Below are 12129 nucleotides of genomic sequence, written 5' to 3' on the forward strand. Positions count from 1 at the left end.
TCTGCGGTAATTTTACTGTTCCTGTTTCCTTGGTTTATCTATTCATTTTGTTGCACATTTTATACTGATAGCTCTTTGTCTTTTAGTGAAAAATTTATTAATCACCCTCTAGAGCTTTTATTTTTTGTTGTATTGTTGTTTTGCATTTTTTGGCACGCAGTTCTTGGAATGCAGGTAGTATGCGAAGATTATATACACAGCGTACCTTTGAGGATTTTTACAATTACATGCATAAAGTACTTATCAAGCATTACTTATATAACCCTCGCTTTTACAATCTTTATCTTCTACAGGCATATTTTCTTGTAAAATCACCGGTGCTGTGTTAATATGTTATTAGTGTACTAGTTTTATTATTGAACTATAGCATTATAGCGATTTTGGTTTGACAATATGTTTGAAGCATTAAAAAAGGGAGCAATAGATCTTACACTTAAAGCAAAAGGTCTGCTTACTTCACCTGAATCTCAAGTTTACGTCGAAGACCTTAGAAAGGTAATGATGTATGATGCAAGGAAATGCCAGTATCCAAAAAATTATGATCAAATTGTACAGTCTGCTAAAATCATAGAAAATAGGGATATGCATGGAAATGCTATACTAGATAAAGATAAAAATCCAACCTATAAACTTTTGTATGGTCAAAAAGATGAGAATGGAGAACAACCAAGTTTCAGATTATCTTTAGTTACCAAAGATAAAGATAATGATAGATCTTATTTTACTATCAATTATATAGACAATCAGGGTAAGAAAATTCCGATAAATGAGTTGCATAAGTCATATTTTGAGCCATTAGGCTTTTCGAGAATGGATTTGAAAAAACACGTGCCAATTTTTGAAGCTGAAAAAACTAAGGATCCTCAATATCCATTTGAATTAACTAATTCTTCTGTGCTAACTAAAGAGGTAAAAAATAAAGAAGGTAAAGTTCAGGAAGTTGTTGATGAAAAAGGAAGAAATGGAGAATTATTATACACTAGTGATTACAAGAAGCTAAGCACCCATTTTTCAGAAATTAGAGATCAGAATGGTAATCTAGAGCTAGATAAAAGTCTTATATCTGTTCCTATCGTTTTTGCTACAAGCTTGGCTAAAGTTTGTACTAAATTGTTGACTTCTCTTCCTATAAAGTTAGGGGAGCATTTAATAAGCAAACAAAACCCAATTGCAAAGTCTTTTGGCTATCTTTTGTTCACCCCTGCGATGGCAGTGAAGAATTCAGTAAATATGGTAGCTACCATACTTAAGGCTCCAGTTTTATTATTTGTAGCGGATAAGAAAAAGTATGGTGATGCTTACTTCACTATGTGGAAACACCAATTGAAAGGATGTTGGGAAGAAGCAAAAAGTGACTTTAATGTTATTAAAGGTGAAGAAAGGCTAAAGCCAGAGCAAAAGGATCATAAGCCACTTAGTATAGTGGGCACATGGGATGAGCTTAACGCTAGGAGGCCAGATATTGAAAAAGACTTGAAGAAACAAGGGAATGATAAAGGAGTCAGCAAGAGTAATGAAATACTAAAGAGTCCTGAGGAAGAACAAAATAAGGGTAATGAAATATTAAGTGATAAAAGCAAAGGTCATGTTAAGAAATTACAAAATGAGAGGAATTTACAGAAAGGGCAAGGCGCTACACACACTCACTCTCCTTAGCCATTACTTTAAATTGATACCTACCCTCTATTTAATCATTTTACAACAAAAACTTGCATGTATTTTGCCCTCAGTATAAGATATTAATTATTTAATTAATATCTTAACTAAATGCGCCCTGTAATATTGTGTGGTGGTAGTGGCAGTAGACTTTGGCCTTTATTCAGGCCAAAGCAATTTCAAAAAATATTTAGCCATAACACTATGTTTCACAACACTTTATTGAGGCTAAAAAGTGGTTATATGCCACCCATAATTGCCACAAATATACAGTACGAGTCGTTAGTGAAGAAGGAGTTGCATGCGCTGCAAGAATATAAAGTGATTTTCGAACCAGTGAAAATTGGAACAGCAGCAGCGATATTAATTGCTGCGCTTCTCTGCAATGAAAATGAGATAATGTTAATTCTGCCTTCAGACCATTTTATAGGTGATTTGAATAATTTTTATGCTTCCGTTGAGAAAGCGTCTAAGTTAGCTTCTGAGGCTGACTCTATAGTTACTTTTGGGGTTAAGCCTCATGAATTCAATTCTGAATACGGCTATATAAATGCAGTATATGATCAGAAAGAAAAATGTCATATAGTGAAAGATTTTACAGAAAAACCCGAGCGTAAGTTAAGTAACGATCATTATTGGAACTCTGGAATATTTGTGTTTAAAGCAAAACGCTACATAGATGAGATCAAAAAATCTGCCCCGAATCTTTACAATTCATGTTTTAAACATTTCACACCGCAAGAGAGATTTCTATATTTAAAACAACGAGATTTTGCAGGAATTGAAGGCATATCTATTGATTACTTGGTGATGGAAAAAGCAAAAAACGTTGCAATGATAGAAGCTAATTTCGATTGGTTGGATGTTGGAACTTGGAATTCGGTTTTAGAATTGAGTGAGAAGTTTAGTAAAGAACCGGTGTCATTTCAGCATGTGATTAGAGAAAAAGAACCAGTTTCAACGACAGAAAGTAATAAAAATTTATTGGGTGGAGCTTGTAAGCAACCAAGCAAAAGTCTAATTTCATTTATTCATAAAGTTAAGAAAGTAAAGGCGATAAGGAAAGAAGTTAAACCATGGGGATTTTGTAGTATAATTTTAATGAGCGAAAATTTTCTTATAAAATATCTTTTTATAAATCCATTAAGCTGCACTTCTAAGCAATTCCATCACTATAGAGATGAATACCATATAGTGCTATCAGGAGTTGGGTATGTTAGTTTAGACGACAAAGAATACGCTATAGCAAAAGATCATATGATAGAAATTCCAAGGAAAGTTTCCCATAGGATTGAAAATAGAAGCACGAGCTCTCCACTTGAAATAGTTGAATTTCAGATAGGAGAGCATTTATCTGATAATGATATAGTGAGGTTGGATGATGTATATGGAAGAATATGGTAACGCCATAAATGCATTTGTTGGCAATTTATAATATGGGTATAGCTGCTTTATGTAAAAAATAATATTTACTAAATCTTAATATTTTAAACCTATACCCATATTTTAATAAATAATGAGTTGTAATTAATATGAAGGATCCATTTAAAAGTGACAATTATAGAGAAAATCTCGGTTTCCTTAAAGAAGCTATAAAAGCAAGAGATGAGTTAGTAACTATTAGACATTATAATAAAACGGTAAGGGATTTATCTCAGGCATTAAAGCGTTTTACAGATAAGGCAGAAGATGTAGCTAAGTTTGTTATACGTAGTGACTCAATTGATTATGTAAAATCGATGAATGGAAAGCCATCAGGTCTTAAGATATTAAAGGAAGTATTGAATAGAATCTCGGGAAGAAATGTTCCAGTTAAGAATATAAGTAGTTTTATTGATAAATTACCTCCTCCTACTTCAATGACAATCTTTGAATATCTAGAGGCTTATCGTAAAATTTCAGGTTTGGAGCAAGTTGAAAGAGGAAATATTGCAATAGCTCCAGAAAAGCCAGAACGCAGTTTTCTAAAAGAAGATAGACAAGTAGAAGTTAATTATAATGATTCAGGCCATGGAAATTCATTAGATGAAAAGCCTGGATACAAAGAGATATCAAATTATCAAGAGAAGAAGAGTGAAATTTTAACAGAAAATTCACAAAGTTCAAAATCGCCTAGAGAAGAGCTAATTTATGTAACAGTTCCTAAAGAACATATGGAAGCAAAAAGAGAACTTAAACAAAAACAACAATCTAAACCTCCAATATTGCCAAAACCATCAATAGCACCCCCATTGCCAAAAAAAATGTTTACTGCTGGTCAAGAAGTTAGACAAAAACCAAAAGTAGTAGGAACTGTTCCTAAATCAACTAAAGATAAACCTGAATTACCACTAAAACTTAAAAAGTTAGGTCATACTGATCAAAAATCAAGCACAAAGCTAGAAATGGTAGTATCTTCTATGGAAAAAGAAATTAATTATAATATCGATATTAAAGTACAAGAGATAAGAAAAAAATTCAAACAAAATCAAGCAAAAGAAAGTCCTAATGCGCAAACTATTGAAAGCAGGACCCCTCCTGTTGCACAAGTGAATATAGATGTGGAGAAAAAAACTAGGCCATCACCAAAAGTTGCTTCCCAATCTCGCTTATTTCCAATGAGGGATGAAATATCTCAGATGAATCCCTTATCAGCAAAATCTGATCCGAGACCTCATGTTAGCAAAAATGCTCTTCTCACAGATGTAAATGTAAAGCAACTAGTTGTACAATTTGAAAATTATGGAAGGAAAGAATTATAACTTATTGAATAAACCCAATAATATTCTTGATTTTTTCTATATTATAAAAGCACAAGCTCTCCACTTGAAATAGTTGAATTTCAGATAGGAGAGCATTTATCTGATAATGATATAGTGAGGTTGGATGATGTATATGGAAGATTTTGAAATTCTAATGTTAAAGATACTCTATAAGTCTGCTAAATTTAAGGAAGCAAAAATCTCTAGTTTTTAAATAAAGAAAAGTCTACAATTATACGAAGTTTCAAAAATATAATGTCTAACCTCAAAATATTTTGTAATGTCCATTGCCTTTGAAATTACTATGGCTGCTTGCTATTTGCGAGCAAGAAATGCCAGGTTTTGCTCTATCATGACTTTGTTCTCTATTATCGGCATTGCCCTTGGAGTTGCAACACTAATAGTGGTGATGTCTGTGATGAACGGATTCAGAGCAAAGTTGCTTGACTCAATACTTGGCATTGATGGCCATATTAACGTTTATTTTGATAGGAACATAAATTCAGATTACTACGCAGTTTCAAAATCTATTGAGAGAATTCCTGGTATATTAAAAGCTACTCCTATGACCAATGATCAAGTTATTATTGTAGCAAATGGTAAAATTGCAGGTAGCGTAGTGCGAGGTGTGTCAACTAAAGATTTGCTGGATAGTACTGCCGTTACAAATAATGTAATTATAGGTGATGTAAAAAAATTTGATGAAGGGATAATAATAGGAGCACGCTTAGCAGAAGTTTTGAACATTGACTATGGCGACGAAATTACGTTTATATCATCTGAAGAATTTGATGCATTACTTGGTGAAATGCCGCGAATGAAAAAATATAAAGTTATAGCAATATTTGATATGGGTATGTTTGAGTATGATAATACCTTGATATATATGCCTCTAAAATCAGCACAAGCCTTTTTTAATTATAAAAATAGCATAAAAAATATAGAAGTACTTGTAGACGACGTTACTAGAGCTGATAAGCTGGCAGATGCTATAGAAAAAGAAATAGGAATGGAAGCTGAAAGTTGGCAATCACAGCAAAGCCATTATTTTAGTGCTTTAAACACTGAAAGAAATGTGATGTTTTTAATTCTCACTTTGATTATAGTTGTAGCAGCGTTTAATATTATCTCAAATTTAATGATGATAGTGCAAGAAAAGAAATCCGCGATTGCAATTATGCGTACATTTGGTGCAACAAGTGGAAGCATTATGCGTATATTTTGCGCTTGTGGTCTATTAATCGGTTTTACGGGAACTTGTCTTGGCTGTATTATAGGTGTCGTTTTTTCTCTCAATATCGAAAGCATTAGAGTGTTTTTAGAAAACATTACTAACGTCAAGCTGTTTGATCCTATGATATACTTTTTTTCAAGTTTGCCAGTGATATTAGTACCCCAAGACGTAGTAAATATTTCTGCACTTGCGTTACTCTTATCATTTTTAGCGACAATTGCTCCTGCGTTGCAGGCAGCTGCACAAGATCCTGCGGAGATACTACGTTATGAATGATACTCAGCAAAAGTACATAGGTTGGTTCTTAATTGTATTGTTATTTACCGGTTACATCACAATAAATAACATAATCTTTTTAAAAATAAATCAGCAAGAGAGTGAAAACAATGTGAAAGCTTTAACGGAAAACATGGATGAATTTAGAATGTTGCTTGAAGTTAATCAATCTAGAATAGAAAAAAAGATATTTGACCTCAAGAGAAGTCAGCATACTCAATGTGAGCAAGGTGATAATAACTCAAGATGTAAGAACCTTGCAAAATTGCTATTACTTGTGGTTAAAATGAAGAATTCGTTATTGCGAGAAGCAAAATTTGATAACCATATAAATTCAATAAAGCCTTTGATATCAGAGCTTGACGATCCAGAGATAGAAAATGCAGTAGATGAATTAGAAAATTTGAAAGAGATAAATACCTTACACGAATTGAAGTTATCTTTTGAAAAAACTATTGATACTATCGATTACAACAAAAGTACATTATCTAAAAAAATCATTTCAAACTGGATAAAGGTAGACGACCGAAATGATCCATTAAGAGTAAAATTCGCAGAAATTGAGGAGTCAATAAATGATAATGATTGGCAAAATATAACTGTTACAGTAAGCAATTTAACGCATTCAGAATTCAAGCCATGGCTGAATAAATTGAATGGTTTTATTGTAGCTTCTAAGAATATTTCAACAATATATCATCACTTATTACAATATATCTCATGATTTATTTTATAATTTTCGCTTTTTCGTTTTTATTTGGTATATGGGTCAAGGTAAGTGGTGAAGTAATAAAATTGGAATTAGGCAATTACACTATAAGTATTGATCTATATTTCATTATTTTTACTTGTGTAGTTTTATTATTTTTATTAATTACACTTGTACGCTTTTTTTCCTCCATTTCATCAACATTTGCCAACATAAGAAATAGAAGAAGGGATAGGGAAGAATTGCTTCTCTTTGAAGCTTTCTTTAGCATAGACTTAGACAATATAGAGAATGCCCAAAAGCTAGTTAAAAGTCTGAGTGAGGAGAGCGATAGGTTGTCTTTAATAAAGCTCTTTAACTCAGGTAAGACGGGAAATTACAGCTTTTTCAGTAACGGTTTAACAAATATTGCAAATAAAAATCGTAACTTAGCTCTACTTCTAGCCAATAAGCTGATTGTCCACCTCAAACAAGAAAAAGTAGTCTTTCAAAAATTTATAGAATATTGCTCTAGTTCAATTAACGATAAAATGCTATCTATTCCCTTTCAAATAGAGCATTGCATATTGAAAGAAGATTGGATTAATGCAATTTTGAGGTTGAAGGAAGCAGTTAAGTCCAATATTTTTCTCCCCTTTGATCATAAAGAAATCTTTGCAGTGTTTTATTGCGCTTTAGCAAAGCAATATGAAAGTAAAGGAAATTTTAAGGAGGCTATAAAGTCTTTATTTAGAGCACAACGTTATAGTGCAATTTTTCAGCCCATCAATTATTTAAAGGCAGAATTATATATTAAACTTGGAAAAATCAGAAAAGCTTCTGCAGTGCTAGAGGTAGAGTATACAGTAAATCCTACTCCTCAGTCATCTAAAATGTACATCAATTTAAATAGTAAAGGTGCTGAAAGACTATACAACTTACGCCCTGATTATTATTTTAGTTACTGTTTACTTGCTTTGTCCTCAATGAGTTCAGGTAAATATGATCTTGCAAGTCAATATTTAGACACTGCTATGAAAAAAGCTAATTACATGTCAATCTACTTTATTGTAATACAACTCAAGGTTACATTGCAAGAACACGACAAGGTAATTTATTGGCTAAACAAGATGGGCTCAGAAGCTTTGCCTGATCCAGGCTGGAAATGTAAAAATTGTAACAGGGAACTAGAACAATGGGATCATAAGTGTTCAAGTTGTAATAGTTTTAATTGTGTTTATTATATATTATAAAATTCCACAAAGTGTAGAAATTACCATTAGGCTACTTTCACATTGATATTGCTGAAGTTAGAGCACTTTCTTAATATAATCCTTATCTCCAAACAATAAACCTGCAAGTTTCTTAGCTAGACTTGGTTTTAATGTCAAAAAAACTTGCTTTTAGACACTAACAGTTATATATTTTAACAAATCAGGGTTGTATACAAAATGAAGAGCTTAAAGGAATTATCCTTAAGAATTAAGAATATTAGGTCTGTACAGAAAACCACGAAAATAATGCAAATGGTTTCTGCAGCAAAGTTGTTACAAAGCCAAAAGAAGTTATTAAGTTCAAAATTATATGTATCTAAGCTGCATAACATTATTTTTTCATTAATGCTATCAGTTGATCAAGAATTACTGGCAAAAATTCTAAATGTCAGTAACGACGGTTCTTACCTAGTATTCATTATTGCGTCTGATCGTGGCTTGTGCGGCAACTTTAACTCTTCTATTGTCAAATTTAGTCAAGAGCATGTAAATAAGTCAATCGCAAATGGCAAAAAAGTAGATATTGTATTTCTTGGTAAAAAAGCTTTTGATGTAGGTAAAAATAGATTTGACTCTAAAAGTATCTTAAAAATTGAAAATAGTAAGGGAATCACGTTAAAGCACGTAGAAGCTTTGGTTGATGGTATAGATTTAAGTAAATACGATAAAGTTAAAGTTTTTTATAGTAAATTCTATAATACCTTCACGCAAAAACCAATGTTGGAAACAATAAAACCATGGAGTAAAGACTCATCCTTGATTGATAGCTCTCTGGCTGGTCCAACAACAGATTACGGCTATGAGTATGAACCACAAAATATTGAATTTATTTTAAAATCTTTGGTTCAAGATTACGTTGTAATTGCTCTTTACTCTGCTTTACTTGAAAGTGCAACGAGTGAGAATAGTGCTAGAATGGTTGCTATGGAATCAGCAAACAGAAACACTAAAGAGATACTGAACAAATTAGCATTGCTTTATAATCGTTCTCGTCAAGCAGCGATTACGACTGATTTAATTGAAGTTATAGGTGGTGCAGAATCTTTATAGAAATCTAAGGAATAGAAAATGAATATATTAAATATTGCAGCAGATATTACTAAACTAATAAAAAAGCAAAATCAAGATGCGGAAGTTACAATATATGAAACTAATAAGACTTCAGTTTCTCAGCGTCTATCAAAAATTGAGCAAATATCACAATCTAAAAATTGCACTGTAGGAATCAGAGCTATAGCAGGTAAAAACAAAGCTGCGTATATTTCTACAAACGATTTGAATAATCTGAGTGATACAGTAAGCCAAGTGGTAGAAATGGCAAAGAATGCGCCAGAAGATTCTTGCATTAATTTTGCTGTAAATGGTAGTAATTATATCTCTTCTGCAGATTTAAGTATCCCAGATAATAATGTTGTAACCGTTGATAACCTAAAAGAAATTGCTGAAGCTGCAGAAAATTCAGCCCTTGCACATAAGAGTATCACTAACTCTGAAGGGGCCTCTTCTTCATACGCTTTAGTGAATACAGTATTATCGACTGTTTCTGGTTTTATTGGCTCGTTTAGTAAATCAACCTTTGCTAATCAGGTCTCTGTTGTTGCTGGAAGAGAAAGTGAAATGAAGGTTGGTTACGATTATGATATAGCATGTAATTTTAGTGATTTAAAGTTGCCAGAGTTAATGGGAAAAGAAGCAGCAAAAAGAGCAGTTGATCAATTGAATTCACGTACAATGAAAACTGGTAAATTTCCAGTTATTTTTGAAAAAAGAGCAGCAAAAGGGCTAGTAAAAAGTTTTGCTTCTGCTATAAATGGGAGCAGTATTATAAGCAACAGTTCTTTCTTGAGGGGTAGTTTAAACGCTCAGATTTTCAACGATAGAATTAATATTATCGATGATCCATTGTTGCCAAGAGGCATAGCATCTAGACCATTTGATGGAGAAGGGATAACTAGCAAGAAAAATATATTTGTAAAAAACGGAATATTACAAAATTGGATTTTAGACTTATACTCGGCTAGAAAATTAGACTCAGAAACAACCGGAAGTGCAACTCGTGCAAGTAATGCTGCAGTTATTCCTGCAGCTAGTAACCTCTACATTGAGAATGGTGATGTATCGTTTGAAGAATTAATTCAGGAAGTGAAAGAGGGAATATATGTAACTGATTTATTTGGTTTTGGTGTCAATTTAATCAATGGCGATTACAGCCAAGGCGCTTCCGGATTTTTTATAGAAAATGGAAAAATAACGTATCCAATACATGAGATTACCATTGCTAGCAATTTGAAGGATATGTTTAGCAATTTAGTCGTTGCAGATGATCTAACTTTTTGTGGGCAATTTAATTCACCAACGATTAAAGTTAGCGAAATGACGGTTGCAGGTTCGCTTAACGATTAAAAAATTTATTTGCATCAAGTACAACAATTATGTATTATTGTCATGTAATGTTAAGAATAGACTATGGAGTATAAAGGTTTAGTTTCAATATCTAAGCTTAAAGCATTCTCAATCGTAATTTCAAAGTTTTTCATCACATTAGTAATGTTAGTTAATAATTTAGGAGTTGTTTAAATGGAATTTGGTAATGTAAAATGGTTTAATGCCGAAAAAGGCTATGGTTTCATCAAGCCAGAAGGTAAAGGGGGTGACGTTTTTGTGCATATTAGCACATTGGAACGTTCGGGAATAAGACCTGAGGCACTTAAAGGAGAGAATAAAGAGAAGGGAATAAAAGGAGAAAGGGTGAGTTATGAGGTTAAAGAGGAGCGCGGTAGAAACGGAGAAGATAAAAAATCTGCAATAAATTTAAGATTGGAAGATTAATTTATTATGAAGTCTTTTAACAGGATTAACGTATTGTGAATAATTTTCATGAGATGGGTCTCCCAGCTTCGCTTAGACAAGCTCTAGATAAAAATAATCTTTTCGTCCCAACTCCGATTCAAATACAAGCGATTCCCTTAGCGCTACAAGGTAAAGATATTCTTGGATCTGCTCAAACGGGAACTGGAAAAACTTTAGCATTTGCTATTCCGTTGGTTGCTAAGTTGCTGAATGAGCCTAACACTGCTTCAGCTTTAGTCATCGTGCCAACCAGAGAGCTTGCGCATCAGGTAACAAATGAGATAAGAAAACTCTTATCTCAAAATTCTGCACTAAGGGTCGCTTTGTTGATTGGTGGCGAGCCTATTTTTAGGCAGCTAAATCAGCTTCAGAAAAAACCACAAATTGTAATAGGTACTCCTGGTCGTATTATAGACCATATTGAGCGTAAAACTTTGATTACTCGCAATGTTAGCGTTCTTGTGCTTGATGAAACGGATCGTATGTTTGATATGGGCTTTGGAGTTCAGATTGAAGAAATTATGAAGCATTTGCCTAAAATAAGGCAAACTCTTATGTTTTCTGCAACTCTTCCTGGAGATATAGTAAAACTTGCTGAGAAGTACCTTAATCGACCAGAACGTATTTCTGTTGATTGTGAGGTTACAACTTCTGTAAAAATTAAGCAAGAAATTGTTTATGCATCAGAATCAGAAAAATATGAAAAGCTTGTTACACAACTATGTCAGCGCGAAGGATCAATCATTATCTTTGTCAAAACAAAGCGAGGAGCGGATCAGCTAGCTAACAGGTTGCACAAAGATGACTATAGCGCTTTAGCAATTCATGGTGATTTAAGGCAGCACAAGCGCGAAAGGGTCATTAATTCTTTTCGTCGTGGCCGTAATCAAATCATGGTTGCAACAGATGTTGCTTCTCGCGGCCTTGATATTCCCCACATTCAACATGTTATCAATTATGATGCACCACAATCGCAAGCTGACTATATTCATCGTATAGGTAGAACTGCACGCGCTGGAGCTGAAGGGTATGCGCTATCTTTTGTTACACCTCAAGATAAGAGAAGACTGCCTGCACTGGCAGACAAAGAAGGAGAGCTAAATTTTGATTGTAGTGTGCAATTTAAAAAACGTAACAGCAAAAAGGTCTTTAAAAGGCCAAGTACGTTAAAGACTAAATACGGTAGAAAAAAGATCAATGCATTTAAGAAGAAAAGCAGAGTACTAGAAAAAGCGTATTAAATAGGATTTACCTACAATTTGATAAGCGTAAAACTCGTCATTCCGCTACTCATTAGCGGAATCTATGCTGAGATATTGCGGTGCTATGACGTAGATCCAGAGTGGGATTCAAATTGGCTACAGCGAACTGCTGGATTTCAATTTTTTTAATAATTGTGTGCTGTTCATT

At 33.2% G+C, this 12129-nt stretch carries 11 protein-coding genes (1 of these 11 only partly in view); all 11 read left to right on the plus strand.

Going from position 1 to position 12129, the window contains the following annotated elements:
* Positions 1–309, plus strand: partial view of a succinate dehydrogenase, hydrophobic membrane anchor protein gene (gene sdhD, locus ONI09_RS06310; protein ID WP_265013986.1) — the 3' portion only. 48 nt of this gene lie to the left of the window's left edge; the window shows 309 of its 357 coding nt (coding positions 49–357); the start codon falls outside the window, past its left edge; the stop codon is at positions 307–309.
* A gap of 84 nt (positions 310–393) precedes the next feature.
* On the plus strand, positions 394–1656 hold the full coding sequence (locus ONI09_RS06315) for a hypothetical protein (protein ID WP_265013987.1): 1263 nt from the start codon (positions 394–396) through the stop codon (positions 1654–1656).
* Positions 1657–1767: 111 nt separating this feature from the next.
* Positions 1768–3060, plus strand: a complete 1293-nt coding sequence (locus tag ONI09_RS06320) for a sugar phosphate nucleotidyltransferase (protein WP_265013988.1) — start codon at positions 1768–1770, stop codon at positions 3058–3060.
* A gap of 128 nt (positions 3061–3188) precedes the next feature.
* The gene (locus tag ONI09_RS06325) at positions 3189–4397 is read left to right on the plus strand and encodes a hypothetical protein (RefSeq protein WP_265013989.1); all 1209 of its coding nucleotides are present in this window, start codon (positions 3189–3191) and stop codon (positions 4395–4397) included.
* Positions 4398–4677: 280 nt separating this feature from the next.
* Positions 4678–5907, plus strand: coding sequence for a lipoprotein-releasing ABC transporter permease subunit (locus ONI09_RS06330; protein ID WP_265013990.1), 1230 nt, complete (start codon positions 4678–4680; stop codon positions 5905–5907).
* Positions 5900–6631 carry a hypothetical protein gene (locus ONI09_RS06335; protein ID WP_038250643.1) on the plus strand — a complete coding sequence of 244 codons (732 nt, stop codon included), beginning with the start codon at positions 5900–5902 and terminating at the stop codon, positions 6629–6631. Before ONI09_RS06330 ends, ONI09_RS06335 begins: the two co-directional genes overlap by 8 nt.
* A complete protein-coding gene (locus ONI09_RS06340; RefSeq protein WP_265013991.1) occupies positions 6628–7848 on the plus strand; it encodes a heme biosynthesis protein HemY in 1221 nt (406 codons plus the stop codon). The genes ONI09_RS06335 and ONI09_RS06340 overlap by 4 nt, the downstream gene beginning before the upstream one ends.
* A 198-nt stretch (positions 7849–8046) precedes the next feature.
* Entirely contained in the window at positions 8047–8919 is an 873-nt protein-coding gene (gene atpG, locus ONI09_RS06345) for an ATP synthase F1 subunit gamma (protein WP_265013992.1), read from the plus strand.
* Between the two features lie 18 nt (positions 8920–8937).
* On the plus strand, positions 8938–10272 hold the full coding sequence (locus tag ONI09_RS06350) for a TldD/PmbA family protein (RefSeq protein WP_265013993.1): 1335 nt from the start codon (positions 8938–8940) through the stop codon (positions 10270–10272).
* 174 nt (positions 10273–10446) lie between these two features.
* The gene (locus ONI09_RS06355) at positions 10447–10698 is read left to right on the plus strand and encodes a cold-shock protein (protein ID WP_006279919.1); all 252 of its coding nucleotides are present in this window, start codon (positions 10447–10449) and stop codon (positions 10696–10698) included.
* 35 nt (positions 10699–10733) lie between these two features.
* Positions 10734–11960, plus strand: coding sequence for a DEAD/DEAH box helicase (locus tag ONI09_RS06360; RefSeq protein WP_458695103.1), 1227 nt, complete (start codon positions 10734–10736; stop codon positions 11958–11960).
* Positions 11961–12129 lie beyond the last annotated feature (169 nt).

It is taken from the genome of Wolbachia endosymbiont of Drosophila pseudotakahashii (assembly GCF_026015925.1).
GTDB classification, from domain to species: domain Bacteria; phylum Pseudomonadota; class Alphaproteobacteria; order Rickettsiales; family Anaplasmataceae; genus Wolbachia; species Wolbachia pipientis.